16 protein-coding genes are annotated in these 17,432 nt (G+C 70.5%); 11 read left to right on the top strand and 5 right to left on the bottom strand.

What is annotated here, in order from left to right; genetic code table 11:
• Positions 1-123: 123 nt before the first annotated feature.
• The gene (locus tag G6023_RS14665) at positions 124-1,269 is read left to right on the top strand and encodes an alkaline phosphatase family protein (RefSeq protein ID WP_067713865.1); all 1,146 of its coding nucleotides are present in this window, start codon (positions 124-126) and stop codon (positions 1,267-1,269) included.
• A 29-nt stretch (positions 1,270-1,298) separates the two neighbouring features.
• Here G6023_RS14665 and G6023_RS16070 read toward each other — a convergent pair whose 3' ends face one another.
• Positions 1,299-2,258, bottom strand: coding sequence for a hypothetical protein (locus G6023_RS16070; protein ID WP_254050468.1), 960 nt, complete (start codon positions 2,256-2,258; stop codon positions 1,299-1,301).
• A 196-nt stretch (positions 2,259-2,454) separates the two neighbouring features.
• Here G6023_RS16070 and G6023_RS14655 point away from each other — a divergent pair, with 196 nt between their 5' ends.
• From G6023_RS14655 to G6023_RS14630, 6 genes are read left to right on the top strand one after another with little or no spacing between them, the layout of a single operon-like run.
• Positions 2,455-3,636 (top strand): zinc-dependent alcohol dehydrogenase, encoded by a 1,182-nt coding sequence (locus tag G6023_RS14655; protein WP_182636197.1) that lies wholly within the window; start codon positions 2,455-2,457, stop codon positions 3,634-3,636.
• Positions 3,633-4,457 carry a histidine phosphatase family protein gene (locus G6023_RS14650; protein WP_182636195.1) on the top strand — a complete coding sequence of 275 codons (825 nt, stop codon included), beginning with the start codon at positions 3,633-3,635 and terminating at the stop codon, positions 4,455-4,457. The genes G6023_RS14655 and G6023_RS14650 overlap by 4 nt, the downstream gene beginning before the upstream one ends.
• On the top strand, positions 4,454-5,344 hold the full coding sequence (locus G6023_RS14645; RefSeq protein ID WP_182636193.1) for an NAD(P)H-hydrate dehydratase: 891 nt from the start codon (positions 4,454-4,456) through the stop codon (positions 5,342-5,344). Before G6023_RS14650 ends, G6023_RS14645 begins: the two co-directional genes overlap by 4 nt.
• Before the next feature lie 24 nt (positions 5,345-5,368).
• Positions 5,369-5,908 carry a transporter substrate-binding domain-containing protein gene (locus G6023_RS14640; RefSeq protein ID WP_347570784.1) on the top strand — a complete coding sequence of 180 codons (540 nt, stop codon included), beginning with the start codon at positions 5,369-5,371 and terminating at the stop codon, positions 5,906-5,908.
• Positions 5,905-6,921: a cation diffusion facilitator family transporter gene (locus G6023_RS14635; protein ID WP_307872432.1), complete on the top strand. Its 1,017-nt coding sequence runs from the start codon at positions 5,905-5,907 to the stop codon at positions 6,919-6,921. The genes G6023_RS14640 and G6023_RS14635 overlap by 4 nt, the downstream gene beginning before the upstream one ends.
• 39 nt (positions 6,922-6,960) lie before the next feature.
• Complete coding sequence (locus tag G6023_RS14630) at positions 6,961-7,485, top strand: hypothetical protein (RefSeq protein WP_182636191.1); 525 nt, start codon at positions 6,961-6,963, stop codon at positions 7,483-7,485.
• Positions 7,486-7,521: 36 nt separating this feature from the next.
• Here G6023_RS14630 and G6023_RS14625 read toward each other — a convergent pair whose 3' ends face one another.
• From G6023_RS14625 to nadA, 3 genes are all read right to left on the bottom strand, one after another.
• Positions 7,522-8,046 carry a hypothetical protein gene (locus G6023_RS14625; RefSeq protein ID WP_067713851.1) on the bottom strand — a complete coding sequence of 175 codons (525 nt, stop codon included), beginning with the start codon at positions 8,044-8,046 and terminating at the stop codon, positions 7,522-7,524.
• A 64-nt stretch (positions 8,047-8,110) separates the two neighbouring features.
• Positions 8,111-9,016, bottom strand: a complete 906-nt coding sequence (gene nadC, locus G6023_RS14620; RefSeq protein WP_472986455.1) for a carboxylating nicotinate-nucleotide diphosphorylase — start codon at positions 9,014-9,016, stop codon at positions 8,111-8,113.
• A complete protein-coding gene (gene nadA / locus G6023_RS14615; RefSeq protein ID WP_241727882.1) occupies positions 9,013-10,098 on the bottom strand; it encodes a quinolinate synthase NadA in 1,086 nt (361 codons plus the stop codon). The genes nadC and nadA overlap by 4 nt, the downstream gene beginning before the upstream one ends.
• Positions 10,099-10,170: 72 nt before the next feature.
• On the opposite strand from nadA, the gene G6023_RS14610 reads away from it, so the two are divergent.
• Positions 10,171-10,875: an NUDIX hydrolase gene (locus G6023_RS14610; RefSeq protein ID WP_069389992.1), complete on the top strand. Its 705-nt coding sequence runs from the start codon at positions 10,171-10,173 to the stop codon at positions 10,873-10,875.
• On the opposite strand, the gene G6023_RS14605 is transcribed toward G6023_RS14610, so the two are convergent.
• Positions 10,844-11,482 (bottom strand): hypothetical protein, encoded by a 639-nt coding sequence (locus G6023_RS14605; protein WP_182636189.1) that lies wholly within the window; start codon positions 11,480-11,482, stop codon positions 10,844-10,846. The genes G6023_RS14610 and G6023_RS14605 overlap by 32 nt on opposite strands.
• 190 nt (positions 11,483-11,672) lie before the next feature.
• On the opposite strand from G6023_RS14605, the gene G6023_RS14600 reads away from it, so the two are divergent.
• The 3 genes from G6023_RS14600 to G6023_RS14590 form a co-directional block, all read left to right on the top strand.
• Positions 11,673-13,784, top strand: coding sequence for an acyltransferase family protein (locus G6023_RS14600; RefSeq protein WP_187700231.1), 2,112 nt, complete (start codon positions 11,673-11,675; stop codon positions 13,782-13,784).
• Between the two features lie 73 nt (positions 13,785-13,857).
• Positions 13,858-16,002, top strand: a complete 2,145-nt coding sequence (gene glgX, locus G6023_RS14595) for a glycogen debranching protein GlgX (RefSeq protein WP_182636184.1) — start codon at positions 13,858-13,860, stop codon at positions 16,000-16,002.
• A 2-nt stretch (positions 16,003-16,004) separates the two neighbouring features.
• The coding region (locus G6023_RS14590; RefSeq protein ID WP_241727881.1) for an alpha-amylase family glycosyl hydrolase at positions 16,005-17,432 on the top strand (1,428 nt) is incomplete at its 3' end.

Here is a 17,432-nt window from a genome sequence, read left to right as displayed (position 1 = left end):
GCCTCGACGAACTCATCGACCCACCACCCTTCTGACACCACGAGGGCCGCACCGAGTGAACCGAACCTCCTGGGGGCACGGATTTCCCCCACTCCGAGCGGGTCTTTGGGGGATGGTGAGGAGATGAGCGCGATCCCCGCCAACCCGTCTGACGGTTCACTGGCCGACGTCATGCCGTCAGTTGCTGCGGCCCTGGGGCTTGACCTTCGCAACCCCCTGCACCTACCGCCGGCTCGGGACGCAGTACTCGTACTCATCGACGGGCTTGGTGCGGAGCTCATCCGCCAGCACGCCGAGGAGGCCCCCACCCTCGCCGCGATGACCAGCCGCATGATTTCCGCAGGTTTTCCCTCGACAACTGCGACCAGCCTGACCAGCCTCGCGGTGGGTGCCCCGTGTTCCAAACACGGCATCGTGGGATACAGCTTCCGGATCTCCGGCGAGTCCGGCGGTCCGCCAGCGTCGTTCAATCCATTGCGGTGGACGGTCGAATCGTCGAGCGGCCCCTCGGCGATGGATCGCTTCCCGCCCCGACAGGTTCAACAACAGCCGAGCATTCTAGAGCTGCTTGCCGCTGACGGGGTCGATGTCACCTACGTCATGCGAGAGGATTTCCGCGAGTCGGGACTGACCCGCGCAGCGTTCCGGGCGGGGGGCGACTATCGGGCGGCGAGCACCCTTGACGAAGTCCGCCAGGGAATACTCGACACCTTCAGTCAGCCATCTCGCGCTCGACGGTTCGCTTACGCCTACTTCGGCGACCTCGATCTCATCGGCCATGTCCACGGGCCAGGGTCTCCCGAGTGGCTGCAGTCCCTGCGCGCAGTGGACAGGTGCGTCGCGGACCTCGCGACTGACCTGCCCCGCGACTGCAGGCTCATCTTGACGGCAGACCACGGGATGGTCACTGCTGAAACCGTTGTCGACATAGACGCGACGCCGACGTTGCTCGCCGACGTCGAGACCGTTGCCGGCGAGCCCCGAGTGCGACACGTCTACGCGCGACCGGGATCGGCCGACGATGTCCTGGACACGTGGCGATCAGAGTTGGCCGGGCGAGCCCGGGTGATCAGTCGTGAGCAGGCACTCGACGAGCACCTCTTCGGACCCGACCGAGACCACGCCGATCGTCTGGGCGACGTCATCGGCATCGCCGCCGGAGGGGTGATTCTCGCGCGTACACAGCTCGAGAAGATGGAGTCATCCCTGCTCGGCCACCACGGGGCCAACACCACTGATGAACAACACATTCCGCTGCTCATTCGTTGACCCTGTCTCCGACCCGGCCGACCTCCGGGTCAGCAGGTGACGAGCTCGGTCGGGTCGCTCGTGGTGTCCAGCCACCGGCCGTACGCGGGCGGACCCACCGCTCGCACATCGCTGCACAATTCCCCACGCGTGTACCCCGACGGCCGGTAGACCGCGTAGATGACATTGCCGTTCTCATCGCGAGAACGCAGGGACGGGCACGCCATGTCGGTACGGAGGTAGGACGCCCCCGGGTGCCTCGACAGCGCGGAAGAGATCTCCTCCGAGTAGGCCCCCGGCGTGACAGCCGAATACAGGACCACGATTCCCCGGCCATCGCAGGCCGGCCTCGACATCGGTGTGGCCAGGCCCAGATCCCCCGCCGCGCCCTCAGATCGCGGGCACTCGTTCAGGAACGCGGCCAGTTCGGCGGGCATCCCGTCACCCTCCGCATCATCCGAGCAGATCCCCGAAGGAATGCCGGTATAGCGACTCCAGGTTCCGTCGGCGCGACCGAGGATGTACTGCGTGTCCCCGGCCGGTTCGCCGGCCGGAACGTCCACATGAGCGAGAGCCCAGTCGCCCAGGCACCGATCGATGTTCACATCCCGGCGGGTGATACCCGCTTCTGCCGCGATCTCGTCCGGGTCGCACGGCCCCACCCCCGCCACTCCTGCGCGCGTGCCGTTCCCTGTCGAGGCCGAGGGGGCGCCCTGCCTCGTCGTCCACGCTTCGGAGGGGGTCGTCGTGGGTGCGAAAGCCGCGCCCGGCTGGTCGTCGTCGGACGCGAGCAGGTACCCGACAGTGCCTGCGAGGGCGATCAGCAACACGACGATGAGCGCGCCGAGCGCCCAGACCACCGGAGAGCGACGCGCATCCTGCGGAGGCTCTCCGTACGAGGCGTGCCCCCACCCCTCGTTACCCCAGCCGGGTCCGTTGGGCGGACTACTCATGGTCACCACCAGCGACGGGGTCGGGTAACCGACCGATCCGATCTGAATGACGATCACTTTATCCGGTATCGCGAAGCGAGAGCCCCGGTTCGCCGACGGTCTCCCGAACGCGATGATGTCCCGACCACACTGCGCTGTCCTGAGCGTCCTGCGACCCGCGGCCCCCGGTTACCGGATGCGGACGCTGCCCTCCGTTATTACCGTCGGAGGCATGCGTGAACGCGCATGGCACGACCAGAGAGGAGCCCCGCACATGAAGGCAGTCACCTGGCACGGCAAGCGCGACGTCCGCGTCGAGGACGTTCCTGATCCGAAGATCCAGGAGCCCACCGACGCGATCGTCAAGATCACGAGCACCAACATCTGCGGATCGGATCTACACCTGTATGAGGTGCTGGGTCCCTTCATGAACGAGGGCGACATCCTCGGTCACGAGCCCATGGGAATCGTCGAGGAGGTCGGTGCCGAGGTGACCGGGCTCAAGCCCGGGGACCGCGTGGTGATGCCCTTCCAGATCTCCTGCGGCCACTGCTACATGTGCGACAAGGGCCTGAACACCCAGTGTGAGACCACGCAGGTCCGAGACCAGGGTATGGGCGCCGCGCTGTTCGGCTATTCGGAGTTGTACGGCAGCGTCTCCGGCGGTCAGGCCGAGTACCTGCGCGTGCCGCAGGCCCAGAACACCCACATCAAGGTGCCGCACGAGCACTCCGATGACCGCTACCTCTACCTGTCCGACGTCCTTCCCACCGCGTGGCAGGCCGTCGAGTACGCCGAGATCCCCGACGGCGGCACGGTCGTCGTACTGGGCCTCGGGCCCATCGGGGACATGGCCGCGCGGATCGCCGCCCACCGTGGTCACCGTGTGATCGGCGTGGACCCGGTGGCCGAGCGCCGGGCCCGTCAGGCCCACCGGGGGGTGGAGGTCCTCGATCCGACCGACGTTCCCGGCGAGATCGGCGATGCGATCCGCGACATGACCGACGGCCGCGGGCCCGATTCCGTGATCGACGCGGTGGGGATGGAGGCGCATGGCTCGCCGGTCGCCAGCGCTGCGCACGCCGCCGTCGGGCTGATGCCAAAGTTCTTCGGCAAGAAGATGATGGAGCACGCAGGGGTGGACCGCCTCGGGGCGTTCTACGGGGCGATCGACATCGTGCGCCGCGGTGGGGCCATCTCGCTCTCGGGAGTGTACGGAGGCACCGCCGATCCCATTCCGATGCTGACGTTGTTCGACAAGCAGATCACCCTGAAGATGGGCCAAGCCAACGTCAAGCGCTGGGTTCCGGAGATCACGCCGCTGCTCACCGACGACGATCCGCTGGGCGTCGACGACTTCGCCACCCACCGGCTCCCGCTGGCCGATGCGCCCCGCGCGTACGAGATGTTCCAGAAGAAGGAGGACGGCGCCGTGAAGGTGGTCCTCGAGCCGTGACGGAACTCGCCGGACTCCTCCTGGTCCGCCACGGTCAGAGCGTGGGCAACGTCGCCAATGACAACGCCCGTGCCGCCGGCGCCCACCGTCTCGACCTGGACCACCGTGATGCCGACACCCCGCTGTCGGAGTCGGGAGTGGGACAGGCTCGGGCAGTGGGCGCCTGGCTCGGCGGATTACCCGAGGACGCCCTGCCGACGGTGTGGCTCACCTCGCCCTATCGCCGTGCGGCGGACACGGCCACGGCTGCGCTCGAGGCGGCCGGCGGCAGCGCGGCGGGCGGTCGGGCGAGTGGCACCAGGCTGCTCACCGACGAGCGACTTCGGGAGCGCGACCTGGGGATCCTCGACGGGTTCACCGGCCGGGGCATCCGGCAGCGGTACCCGGAGGAGGCCGAGCGACGGGACCGGATCGGCAAGTTCTACTACCGCCCGCCGGGTGGTGAGAGCTGGACCGACGTGTTGCTGCGCGTGCGGTATCTGCTGACGGACCTCCGGCAGCAGTACGCGGGCGAGCGGGTCTGCGTCTTCAGCCACCAGGCCGTGATCATGTGTTTCCGGGTTGCCTTGGAGCAGTTGGCTGAGGAGGAGGTCCTCCGGGTCGACCGCGAGGACCCGCTACCCAACTGCTCGGTGACGATCTATCGCCAGCGGCAGCTCGCACCGAGGCAGCACCGCCCGGGGCGGCACGAATCGGTGGGGCACCACCCCGGCAGCGCGGGGCTCGAGCTGCATAGCTATGCCGACACGACGGCCGTGGAGCGCGGCCATGCGCCCACCACGCGGGAGTCGCCTTCAGGGAACGAGGAGGCGGCGAGATGAGCGGCGAGGTGAGCAGCGAGTCGGTCCTCACGCACCATGCGCTGCGGGACTGGGCGCTCCCCTCCCCCGGTGGTGGAAAGGAGGGCCGCGGGCGGGTGCTGGTCGCTGGCGGCAGCAGGTCCACCCCGGGCGCTGTGCTGCTGGCCGCCGAGGCGACGCTGCGGTGCGGGGCCGGAAAACTACAGATCGCCACCGCCGGGTCGGTGTCGTCGTCGCTGGCGATCCACATCCCCGAGTCGAAATCGATCGGTCTGCCCGAGGACGACGCCGGGGAACTCACCGCCGCGGGGGCGGACACGATCGTCGAGCTCGCCGCGGGGTGTGACGCCGTGGTGCTCGGCCCCGGGATCTGCGAGAAGGCCGCCGCGGTGGAACTGCTCTCGGACGTCGTGCCCCGGCTGGACACCACCCTCGTGCTTGACGCGCTGGGGATGGCCTACGTCACCGAGAACCCCGGCGGACTCGCCCACCTCGACGGCCGCGCGGTCCTCAGCCCCAACCCCAAAGAGCTCGCCCGGACCCTCGATGTGCCGGAGGACGACGTGGAGGCCGACACCCCGGGACACGCCGTGGCGCTGGCCGAGCGCGCGGGGGCCGTGGTGGTGACCGGCACCGCGACGTCGTGGATCGCCGCCCCGGACGGCCGACTCTGGCGGGACGAGACCGGTTCGTTCGGGCTGGGGATCTCGGGATCGGGTGACGTCAAGGCCGGGCTCATCGGCGGGCTGCTCGCCCGGGGCGCCGAACCCGCCCAGGCCGCCGCGTGGGCGACCCACAGCCATGGGCGGGCAGGGGAACGATTGTCCGCCCGGATCGGTGCGACCGGCTTCCTCGCCCGCGAACTGCTGGCCGAGATCCCCGGCGTCCTGGTGGAAATCTCGTCCTGAACTGCTCCACGCGGAGGGGGAATCGTGCAGGTCCGAAGCCATCCCGTCGTGCGTCGTCCGTCCCGCAGCCCGGTGTCGACGACCGCCCGCAGCGTCGTCGCCGTTGTTCTCACCTCCGCCGTCACCACCCTCGCGGCCGCATGCGGCGGACCCATACCCAAGGACACCGACGGCAGCCTCGCGCGCATCACCGACGGCGTGCTCCGGGTGGGCGTGTCGGAGAACCCACCGTGGACCGAGGTATACGACGACGGCCGCGTCGCCGGTCGGGAGGTCGACCTCGTCACCGGCTTCGCCGGAGCCCACGCCGCGGACGTCGAGTGGACGCCGGGCGCGGAGAGCGAACTGGCAATGGCGATGGCCCGCGGTGACCTCGATGTGGTCGTGGGTGGGCTGACCTCCGACTCGCCGTGGGAGAAGGAGGTCGCACTGACGAGGCCGTACACCGAGGAGGTCACCCCGGACGGGGACACCGAGAAGATGGTGATGGCCACTCCGCTCGGGGAGAACGCGCTGCTGGTGGCGTTGGAGACCTACCTCGCCGAGGCCGGGGGTGCATCGTGAGTGACGAGAGGGACAGGGGCCGGGGCGAACGCGAGGTGGCGGGCGTGGCCTCGGGGCTCGGTCGCGACGACCTGCCCGTCGAGCAGCGGGAAGCGCTGCGCCGGGCGATCCGCCTGGAGTGGGCCACCCTCGCGGTGATGACCGTGACCGTCGCTGCGGTGTACGCGGTGTCGGGCCAGTCGCAGGCGATGAAGGCCGCGTGGATCGAGGACTCGCTGTCGCTGCTCCCGCCGATCGCTTTCCTCGTGGCGATCCGGGTCTCCCGCATGCCGCCGACCGCCCGCTTCCCCTACGGCAGGCACCGCTCCGTCGGGATCGGGCACCTCGTCGCGGGGGTGGCGTTGCTCGCGATGGGGGCGTTCCTCGTCGTCGATTCCGGAACGGCTCTGCTGACCCGTGAACGCCCGCCGATGGGGGTCGTGGTGATCGGCGGGCAGGTGATCTGGTCCGGGTGGCTGATGATCGCGGTGATGGCGTTGTCCGTCATCGGGCCGCTCATCCTCGGTCGCATGAAGACCGGTCCCGCCGAGGCGCTGCACGACAAGGTGCTCTACGCCGACGCCGACATGAACCGGGCCGACTGGAAGACCGGACTGGCCACCATCGTCGGTGTGCTGGGCATCTCGCTCGGCCTGTGGTGGGCGGACGCGGTGGCGGCGCTCGTGGTGAGTGCGTCGATCGTCCGGGACGGGTGGTCAAACCTGCGCGGGGCGATCGAGGGACTCGCCGATGCGCGACCCACCCGGTTCGACGGCACGGACCCGCACCCGCTCGTGTACCGGATCGACGAACTGCTGGCGGGCGTCGACTGGGCGGATGACCACGGCGCGCGGGTACGCGACGAGGGGCACGTCTTCCACGTCGAGGCGTTCCTCGTCCCGGCCCGCGGCCGGGAGATCACCGTCGAGCGGCTCGCGGACGTGCGCCGGAGGCTGGCGGAGCTGAGCTGGAAGATCGAGGACGTGGTGGTGACGGTGGTATCGGAGGTACACGACGCCCACCGGCCCTGCTGACCGGCTGCACGTCGTCGCCCGGGCTGGCAGGCTCGGGGTATGACCTCACTCGAGACCATCCGAACCGCCATCGACACCGCGACCGAGCCCGAGGCGCCGGCGCTGGAGCGCGCCCGCATGATCATCGTGGACAAGCTCGGCGAGCGGGACAGCCTGGCGCTCGACGAGCTCGTCGAATCCGTCTGCGAGGCGTACGAGGCGCCATCGGGCGAGCCGCTGCGGCTGGTCGACGTGGATCCGTCCGCGCCCGAGTCGGACACCCCGGCCCTACGGAACCTGCGCTACGCCCGGGCCGCGCGCACGGCCATCATCGACCTGCTGGACGAGGGGACGATCGTGGCCGTCGATCCCCTGCCCGGCGACGGCGAGATGGTCCGCGCCACCGGCGAGGGGGACCCTGCCTGTGGTAACCACGACGACGGCAATGACAACAACGACGACGACGAGGTCACCGCCGCCAAGGAGACCACCGACGCGGCGGCCGCGAAGGCGGGAGCCGAGGAGATCGTCCTCGCGACGGGCCCGCAGCCCGAGGGGCGGCGGTTCGCGCTCGGGGACCGCTGACCCCCGGCCGGCGGGGTCGGGGCGCGACAGGGACGACTACAGGGTGAGCGTCTCGTCCGGGTGGTCGGTGTCCTTGAGCGGCTTCTGGGCCCCGCCGGACAGGGTGGTCTCACCGATCCGGGCCTCCCGGTAGCGCTCCGCCTGGGCCTGCGTGATGGGCTCGCGGGCGCCGTCCTTGGCGTAGCAGACGGGCAGCCAGGCGCCCTCGTTGTCCAGGCGGGCGACGATGCGCTGCCGGAGCCGGAACGGCTGGATCGAGTCGGACCAGGCGACCAAGAGGTCGAGGTTCGCGCCGCGGGCGTCGGGCGTCGAGTCGGTGCTGCAGAAGTGCTGGACGCTGCGCCACACCGCGAACTGCGCGCCGGTCACCGCGAGCGGATCGACGGTCGGGGCCTTGGCCGTGCGGGCGGACCGAGTCGGCCGGGTGCTCCTGGCGGGTGCGGGCGGAGGCGGCGGCGAGGTGTTCTCCCCGGCCTCCACGCGGCGGCGGGCTTCCTCCATCCGCTGCAATCGTCGTTCCGATGCCGTGCTCTTCTCGCCTGAGTCCCAGAACCCCGTCATGGTGCTCGACTTTACGCGGACCGCGGCCCGTCGCCCGAGCCCGAAGGCGGCGGTGGGGCGTACCTCACATGTCCAGCCCCAGATCGAGCACCGCGACGGAGTGGGTCAGGCCCCCCACGGCCAGGAACTCCACCCCGCAGCGGGAGTAGTCGGCGGCCGCGTCGAGGGTCAGCCCGCCGCTGGACTCCAGCCGGGTGGCCGGTGAGACCTTGTCGCGGCGCTGGACCGCGATCTGGGTCTGCCAGACGGGGAAGTTGTCCAGCAGGACCAGGTCCACGCCCGCGTCCAACATCTGGTCGAGCTGCTCCAGGGAGTCCACCTCGACCTCGCAGGGCAGGTCGGGGAAGCGCTCGCGGACCGCGGCCAACGCCGGGAGCACCCCGCCGACGGCCACCACGTGGTTGTCCTTGACCAGCACTGCGTCGCCGAGGCCCAGTCGGTGGTTGACCCCGCCGCCGCAGCGCACCGCGTACTTCTGCAGCAGTCGCATGCCGGGCATGGTCTTGCGGGTGTCGCGGACGGCGCAGTCCGTGCCGGCGAGCTCGTCGGCCCACGCCCGGGTCGCGGTCGCCACCCCCGACAGGTGACAGACGAGGTTGAGCAGGGTCCGCTCGGCGGTGAGCAGACCGAGTGTCGGGGCGCTGATCTCGGCCACCACGTCGCCGGCCGAGACGCGGTCGCCGTCGCGGGCGAGAAGGGTCACCGAGAAGTCCGCCCGCCCCGGCTCGGCCCGGCCGAGCACCTCGGCCAGGACCATGTCGATCAGCGGCAGCCCGGCCACGACGCCGTCGGATCGGGTCGCGAGGCGGGCCGTGGCACGGGCGTCCGCGGGCACCGTCGCCAGCGACGTGGCATCCGGGCCGTATCGCAGGTCCTCCTCGAGGGCACGACGGACCGCGATCAGGGCGTCCGCACGGGTGTCGGGATCGAAGAGCTCGTCGTCGTCGGCCCCGGGTGCAGCGCCGCTCACTCCCCCGACCCCGGGTTGCCGATGGCGATCATCCGCTCGACGGACCCGCGCGCGGCCTCGGCCGTGGCGGGATCGACGTGCACCTCGTCGGCACCCTCGACGAGGGCGCGCAGGAGCGCGGCCGGGGTGATCATCTTCATGTAGGGGCAGCTGGCCTGGTCGTTGACCGGCAGGAAGTCGATCTCGGGCGCGGCCTTGCGCAGCTGGTGGATCATCCCGATCTCGGTCGCCACGAGGACCTCGCTGGCCCCCGAGGCGCGGGCGGCGTCAACCATCCCTCCGGTGGACAGGATCTTGACCTGATCGGCGGGGACCGCACCCTCGGTGGCCAGGTGCAGGGCGCTCGTCGCGCAGCCGCACTCGGGGTGGACGAACAGCTCGGCGCCCGGGTGGGCCTCCGACTTGGCGGTGAGCTGGTCGCCGTTGATCGCCGCGTGGACGTGGCACTCGCCCGCCCACACGAGGACGTTCTCGCGGCCCGTCTTGCGCCGGACGTGCGCACCGAGGAACTGGTCGGGAAGGAACAGCACCTCGCGGCCCGGGTCGATCGACTCGACGACCTCGACCGCATTGGAGCTCGTGCAGCAGATGTCGGTGAGGGCCTTCACCGCGGCGGTGGTGTTGACGTAGGAGACCACCACGGCGTCCGGGTGCTCGGACTTCCACTCGGCCAACTGCTCTGCGGTGATGGAATCGGCCAGTGAGCAGCCCGCGGCCTCGTCGGGGATGAGGACGGTCTTTTCCGGGGAGAGGATCTTGGCGGTCTCCGCCATGAAGTGGACGCCGCAGAAGATGATGGTCGACTGCTCGGCCTCCGCGGCGATGCGCGACAGGGCCAGGGAGTCCCCCACGTGGTGGGCGATGTCCTGGATGGCGGGGACCTCGTAGTTGTGGGCGAGGATCACCGCGTCGCGCTCGGCGGCGAGGCGGCGGATCTCGGCGGCCCACTCCGCGTCGGGCTCGACGCCCGTGTACACCGAGCCGTCATGGCGGATCCTCGCGGCCAGGGGCGAGTCGAGCCGCCCGACGGTGGTGTCCGGCCGCGGCGCGACCGTGGTGCCGTGTCCTGTGGCAGTGCTCATCGCTGCCCCCTCCCGGGTCGTTTCTCCGGGCCGATACGCCACCGGCCCCGTTTTCGACTTACAATCGAAAACATGATGCAGTGTAACACCGGTCACGAGGTGCTCGTCGTGGTGACCCAGGTCCGGCCGACCCCCGGCTCCACCGCACCGGCGCTCCACGTGATGCTGTGGCAGCACTCGCTCGGGCCGGCCGCCGGCCGGTGGGCGCTACCCGGCGGTGAGGTCCGCGACGACGAGGACCTGCCCGCCTCCGCCACCCGGCAGCTCGCCGAGAAGGTCGACGTGCGCTCGCTCAGCCACCTGGAATCGGTCGCGGAATTCTCGGACCCCGCCCGCATACCCGGCCGGCGCGTGTTCGCCTCCGGATTCCTCGGTGTCCTGCCCAGCGATGCGGATCCCGCCATCCCCGACGACACCGCCTGGTTCCGGGTCGACCATCTCCCCGACACCGTCTACGACCACGCCGAGATCGTCGCCCGCGCCCGCGCCCGCCTCGCCGCCAAGCTCTCGTATTCCACCCTGGGGTTCGCCCTGGCGCCCGTGGAGTTCACGCTGTCGCACCTCGCGCAGCTCTACGGCGCCGCCCTCGGCCACCCGGTGGACCCGACCAACCTCCAGCGCGTCCTGACCCGCCGCGGTGAGCTCGTGCGGTGCGGACGCAGCGCTCCCCCCGGGCCCACGGGCGGCCGGCCGGCGGCGCTGTACACGTTCGCAGAACGGCGCCTCCGGATCACCGACCAGTTCGCTACGCTGCGGCCGCCGGCGGGGGTGGGCTGACGGGTGCCTCGGGGTCGTCGAGGTACGCCAGCACCGCCACCGTGAACGCCGCGATCATCACCCCGAACACCACCCAGTCGAGACCCGGCGGGAACCAGTCCCATGACGGGCCGGACGTGCCGAAGACCATGCGGTCGAAGAACAGACTCCCGACCGCCGGAGCCTGCCGGACCACCTCGCCGTAGGGGACGTCATCCGGGGGCGCCGCGACCACGTCTGCCAGAGGCGTCGCGGCCGCAGCCGCGATCGCGCAGGCCACACCCGGCAGCAGCACGAGCGCCGGGACGCCATCCGGCCGCCGCAGGTGCGGGTGACGCCGCCACAGGACCATGACCGCACACACGGTCGCGAACCCCGACAGGACGATGAACACGAGAAGCTGACTGCCACCGTCCACCCCCGAGTCCGGTAGCCGGAGTCCCCGGCCGTCACCCACCGACAACAGCTCCGCCCGGGGCGCCGCGACGATCCACAGCAGCAGCGCGACCACGAACGGGCCCACCACGCCGAGCAGGGTCGACGCCGCGAATCGGGCCGCACCGCCGCGGTGCGGGGCCGTGGTCGACGACGGCGGGGACGACGATGTCGACGACGACGGGCTGGTCATGCGCACGGACTGTACCAACGCCGGTGGTGCCGACCCGTTGTGGTGTAATCGGACCCGGCTCCGCCGGTGTACGGCACGGTGCCCGGACGCCGGGCCGGGCCCCCACCGACCCACCGGACGACACGTCAGGAAGTACCCGCCAGTGGCCACCATCTCTCCTCCCGCGCCCGCTGGGCGGCGCCGCGGGAAGATGGCCTACCGACACGACATCGACGGGTTGCGTGGCCTCGCGATCGCGCTGGTGGTGGTCTTCCACATCTGGATGGGCCGCGTCTCCGGCGGCGTGGACGTCTTCCTCACCCTGTCCGGCTTCTTCTTCCTCGGTTCGCTCCTGCGCGGCGCCGGCGACCCCGGCACGCCGCTCTCCCCGCTTCCCCACCTGAAGCGGCTGGTCCGCAGGCTGTATCCGGCGCTGGTGGTGACGATCGCCGCCACGGTGCTGGGCACGGTGCTCATCAAGCCGCCCACCCAATGGTCGACGATCTTCGAGCAGACCGTCGCCTCGCTGCTGTACTACCAGAACTGGGAACTGGCGCTGACCGCGTCCGACTACGCCGCCGCCGACGCGACCATCTCCCCGCTGCAGCACCTGTGGTCCATGTCCGTGCAGGGCCAGTTCTATCTGGTCGCCCTGGCTGTGATCCTGGGCGGGACCGCCCTCTGGCGCCTGATCGTCCGCAGGGGCACCCCGAAGTGGCTTCTCGTGGGCATCGTCGCCGCGGGCACCGCCGCCTCGGTGTGGTGGGCCGTCCTCGGACAGGCCGACAACCAGGCGTGGAACTACTACGACACCGGCGCCCGCATGTGGGAACTGCTCATCGGTGGCCTGGTGGCCATCCTGCTGGCCGGGATCGTCCTGCCGTGGCCCCTGCGGCTGCTCACCACCGTCGCCGGACTCTTCCTGGTGGTGAGCACCGGCTTCTTCTTCGACGGCGCCGCCCACTTCCCCGGCCCGCTCGCCTGGTACCCCATCGGCGGCGCCCTGCTCATCATCCTCGGCGGCAACCTCCCGGTCGGGCAGCGCGCCACCCCGGCCAAGGACCCCGTCACCTGGCTCCTGTCCGGACGGGTGTTCCGGCGGCTCGGCGACATCTCCTACTCGCTGTACCTGTGGCACTGGCCGCTGCTCATCCTGTGGCTGTCCCACGACCGCGAAGCCGAGATCACGCTGGTCTCCGGCCTGACCATCATCGTCGTCTCGCTCGTGCTGGCGCTCCTCACCGAGAAGTACGTCGAGCGCCCGCTCCGCATGGCCAGCCGGGCGCGGGGACGCACCACCCCGGCGGCGGCGGCACGCGACCGGCAGCGGGGCGGCCCGGCCCGTTCGGCCCGTGAGCAGAAGCGATTCGTGGGGGCGAGCGTCGTCGTCGTCGTCGCCGTCGTCGCCAGCCTGGGGACCGTCGGCTGGTGGAGCGCCACCTCCGGCTCCCGTTCGTCCGTCCCGTACGTCGACTCCCTCACCGACCCGGACCACCCCGGAGCGCGGGCGTTCTTCGAGGGCGTCCCCGCACCCGACGACGCCCCCTACGTACCCTCCCTGCTCCAGGTCGGCAACGACCTCCCCGCCAGCACCATGGACGGCTGCATCTCGACCTTCGAGTCGACGGAGGTCGAGATGTGCGTGTACGGCGACGTCACCTCCCCCCGCACCATCGCGCTCACGGGCGGGTCGCACGCCGAACACTGGATCAGCGGCCTCGACGAGGTCGGCCGGCATTACGGCTTCCGGGTGGTCACCGTCCTCAAGATGGGCTGCCCCCTCACGCTCGACGCCTCGGTCTCCGACGGCGATGAACCGCTGTACGAGAGCTGCGCGGAGTGGACCCCGGAGGCACTCGCCGCCCTCGTCGGACTGGATCCCGACTTCGTGTTCACCACGGCCACCCGCCCGGTCGGGGTCGTGGGCCCCGACGTCACGCCGCGCCAATACGTCGACCTGTGGCGCGCGCTCGGCGAGCAGGGCATCGGCGTCATCGCCATCCGCGACACCCCGTGGCTCAACCAGGGACGCGGACCCATCCGCGCCAGCGACTGCCTCGGTGCCGGCGGCACCCCGGAGGAGTGCGGCATGCCGCGGGAGCGCTCCATCTCCCCCATCAACCCCGCCGCGATCGCCGCCGCGGGCCTCGACTCGGTTCGGCTGCTCGACCTCACCGACGGCCTGTGCGACCCCGAGGACTGCCCCGCCGTGGTCGGCAACGTGATCGTCTACCACGACTCCCACCACCTCTCGGGTTCGTGGGTCCGGTCCGCCTCCGGGGAGCTGGCGCGTCAGCTGGGGCCCGCGACCGGCTGGTGGTGATGGGGACAGCCTGTGACCCGCCTCCGCCTGCACGGCCACGTCCGGACAGCCCTCAGGCACTACCCTGGGTCGGGTGACCCAAGACGACCAGACGCAGTCCGCCCCGGAGCTCATCCGAGCCTGGCCCGGTACCCCCTACCCGCTGGGGGCCACCTATGACGGCACCGGCACGAACTTCTCCCTGTTCTCGGAGGTCGCCGAGCGCGTGGAGCTCTGCCTGATCGACGACGACGGCGGCGAACAGCGTATCGAGCTCGTCGAGGTCGACTACCACATCTGGCACTGCTACCTGTTCGGCGTGACGCCCGGTCAGCGGTACGGGTTCCGCGTCCACGGTCCGTACGAACCGGAGAACGGCCTGCGGTGTGACGCGTCCAAGCTGCTCATGGACCCGTACGGCAAGGCCTTCGACGGCTCCTTCGACGGGGACCCGAGTTTGCACAGTTACGACCTCGACAACCCGGACGAGCGCAACACCGACGACTCCCTCGGGCACACCATGACCACCGTCGTGATCAACCCGTACTTCGACTGGGGCAACGACCGCGCCCCCGGGCACGAGTACCACAACACGGTGATCTACGAGGCGCACGTCAAGGGCATGACCGCGACGCACCCGGACATCCCCGCCGAGATGCGCGGCACCTACGCGGGGATGGCCCACCCGGCGATCATCGACTACCTCACCGACCTGGGCGTCACCGCGATCGAGCTCATGCCGGTGCACCAGTTCATGCAGGACCAGCGACTCATCGACATGGGCCTGCGCAACTACTGGGGCTACAACAGCTTCGGGTTCCTGGCGCCCCACAACGAGTACGCGTTCTCCGACCGGCCCGGCGACGCGGTCAGCGAGTTCAAGGCCATGGTCAAGGCCTTCCACGAAGCCGATATCGAGGTGATCCTCGACGTGGTCTACAACCACACCGCCGAGGGCAACCACATGGGCCCCACCATCGGCTTCCGCGGTATCGACAACCAGGCCTACTACCGGCTGGTCGAGGGCGATGAACAGCACTACATGGACTACACGGGCACCGGGAACACGCTCAACGTCCGGCACCCGCACTCCCTGCAGCTCATCATGGACTCGCTGCGCTACTGGATCCTCGACATGCACGTCGACGGTTTCCGCTTCGACCTCGCCTCCGCCCTGGCCCGCGGCCTGCACGACGTCGACCGGCTGTCCTCGTTCTTCGACCTCGTTCAGCAGGACCCCATCGTCAGCCAGGTCAAGCTCATCGCCGAACCCTGGGACGTCGGCGAGGGCGGCTACCAGGTGGGTAACTTCCCACCGCTGTGGACCGAGTGGAACGGCCAGTTCCGCGACACGGTGCGCGACTTCTGGCGCGGCGAGCCCGCGACCCTGGGCGAGTTCGCCTCGCGACTGACCGGGTCCTCGGACCTGTACGAGCACACCGGTCGCCGCCCCAACGCCTCGATCAACTTCGTCACCGCCCACGACGGCTTCACGCTCAACGACCTGGTGAGCTACAACGAGAAGCACAACGACGCCAACGGTGAGGACGGCAACGACGGCGAGAGCCACAACCGCTCCTGGAACTGCGGGGTCGAGGGCCCCACCGACGACCCCGAGGTCGTCCAACTGCGCCACCGCCAGCGGCGCAACCTCCTCACCACGTTGATCCTGTCGCAGGGCACGCCGATGATCGCCCACGGCGACGAGATCGCCCGCACCCAGGACGGCAACAACAACGTCTACTGTCAGGACAACGAGATCTCCTGGATGGACTGGGACCTGGACGAGGAGAAGCAGGACCTCCTGGAGTTCACCCGGAACCTGGTCCAGCTGCGCAAGGACCACCCCGTGTTCCGTCGCCGCCGGTTCTTCGGCTCCCCGCTGCGGGGTGAGGAGGAACCGCAGGACATCGGGTGGTTCACCCCGGAGGGCTCGGAGATGACCAGCAAGGACTGGGACTCCGGGTTCGGAAAGTCCATGGCCGTGTACCTCAACGGTGAGGGGATCCACGAGCCGGACGTGCGCGGTCAGCGGATCGTGGACGATTCGTTCCTCATGCTGTTCAACGCCCACCACGAGCCCATCGAGTTCTCCCTGCTCGGCGCCGACTACGCCGAGAAGTGGGAGGTCGTCCTGGACACCGCCGACCATCTCGAGGAGCGCGCGGACGAGTTGAGCTCGGACGGCACCATCACCGTGGCCGACCGCGGCACGATCGTGCTGCGCAAGGTCAGCTGAGCATGGCCGCCGAGGACGAAACAGGGACCGGGGCCGGGCCGAGCCGGGGCGCCGCGCTGGCGAGCACCTACCGCCTCCAGCTGCGCACCCCCGCCTCGGACCCCGACGGCCGAGGCTTCACCCTGGCCGACGCCGAGGAGCTCGTGCCCTACCTGGCCGACCTCGGCGTGGGCGCGGTGTACCTCTCGCCCGTCATGACCGCCACTCCCGGCTCCACCCACGGCTACGACGTCGTCGACCCCACCACCGTCTCGGCCGAACTCGGCGGGATCGACGCACTGCGCTCCCTTCGCGCGGCGTGCCGGGCCCACGAGCTGGGCCTGGTGGTGGACATCGTCCCGAACCACCTCGGTGTGGACGAGCCGGCCGCCAACCCGTGGTGGTGGGACGCGCTGAGGCGGGGCCCCGACTCGCCGCACTTCTCGTTCTTCGACTTCGACACCGAGGAGGCGAACGGGGCCGACGGCAGGATCGCGATCCCCGTCCTGGGGACACCGGACGATGTGGCGGACCTCGTCGTCGTCGCCCCCGGAGACTCGCCCTCCGGCGAGGCCGAGCTGCACTTCTACGACCACCGGTTCCCGGTGGCCCCCGGCACCGCGGACGGCACCGCCCGGGAGGTCCACGACCGCCAGCACTACCGGCTCGTCCACTGGCGCGAGCCGCTGCTGGGCTACCGGCGGTTCTTCACCGTCACCGGGCTCGCCGGGCTGCGCCAGGAGGACCCCGAGGTCTTCGAGGCCACACACGCCGAGGTGCGGCGCTGGTGCGAGGAGGACCTCGTCGACGCCATCCGCGTCGACCACCCCGACGGACTGTCCGACCCGGTCGGGTACGCGCGACGGCTGCGGGCACTCGCCGGCGACGACCGCGTCCTGCTGGTCGAGAAGATCCTCGCGCCCGGTACCGAATCGACCCCACCCGAGGTCCTCGAACCCGCCATGCCCGTCGACGGCACCACCGGCTACGACGCCCTGCGGTTCATCGATCAGCTGCTCGTCGACGCCTCCGGCGAGGCCCGGCTGTCCGAGCTCGCCCGGCGCTACACCGGCGACCCCGGTGCCGAGGAGCAGGTGCACGCGCAGTCCGCCGAGCTCAAACGGCAGATCGTGGCGGAGGACCTGGCTCCCGAGCTCGCGAGGTTGGCGCGCGCGGTTCGTCGCGAGGTGGCGGTCGGGCTGGACGGCCCGGCGAGCGTCGACGTCGACGAGGCCGCCCTCCGGGAGACGCTGATCTCCGTCGTCGCGCGCACGCCGTTCTACCGGGCCGACTACCCCGCCCTGCGCGGCACCCTGCCCACGATCCTGGGGGGACTGCGCCGCAACCGGCCCGAACTGGTGCCCGCCCTGGGGCTCGTGGCCGCAGCACTGGCCCGCGGCGGCGAGGCCTCGACCCGGCTCGCGCAGGTCACCGGCGCCGCCACCGCCAAG

This window comes from Dietzia sp. DQ11-71, assembly GCF_014144995.1.
GTDB classification, from domain to species: domain Bacteria; phylum Actinomycetota; class Actinomycetes; order Mycobacteriales; family Mycobacteriaceae; genus Dietzia; species Dietzia kunjamensis.
Note: the sequence above shows the minus strand (reverse complement) of the source record. Positions and strands in the feature narration are given on the sequence as shown.

What these genes read in the sequence shown, in the direction of transcription:
- G6023_RS14625 (WP_067713851.1), bottom strand. Translation starts at nt 8,046, where the DNA reads ATGACGGGGTTCTGGGACTCAGGCGAGAAGAGCACGGCATCGGAACGA.
- G6023_RS14600 (WP_187700231.1), top strand. Translation starts at nt 11,673, where the DNA reads ATGGCCTACCGACACGACATCGACGGGTTGCGTGGCCTCGCGATCGCG.
- G6023_RS14605 (WP_182636189.1), bottom strand. Translation starts at nt 11,482, where the DNA reads ATGACCAGCCCGTCGTCGTCGACATCGTCGTCCCCGCCGTCGTCGACC.
- nadA (WP_241727882.1), bottom strand. Translation starts at nt 10,098, where the DNA reads ATGAGCACTGCCACAGGACACGGCACCACGGTCGCGCCGCGGCCGGAC.
- G6023_RS14665 (WP_067713865.1), top strand. Translation starts at nt 124, where the DNA reads ATGAGCGCGATCCCCGCCAACCCGTCTGACGGTTCACTGGCCGACGTC.
- G6023_RS14630 (WP_182636191.1), top strand. Translation starts at nt 6,961, where the DNA reads ATGACCTCACTCGAGACCATCCGAACCGCCATCGACACCGCGACCGAG.
- G6023_RS14610 (WP_069389992.1), top strand. Translation starts at nt 10,171, where the DNA reads ATGATGCAGTGTAACACCGGTCACGAGGTGCTCGTCGTGGTGACCCAG.
- G6023_RS14645 (WP_182636193.1), top strand. Translation starts at nt 4,454, where the DNA reads ATGAGCGGCGAGGTGAGCAGCGAGTCGGTCCTCACGCACCATGCGCTG.
- G6023_RS14655 (WP_182636197.1), top strand. Translation starts at nt 2,455, where the DNA reads ATGAAGGCAGTCACCTGGCACGGCAAGCGCGACGTCCGCGTCGAGGAC.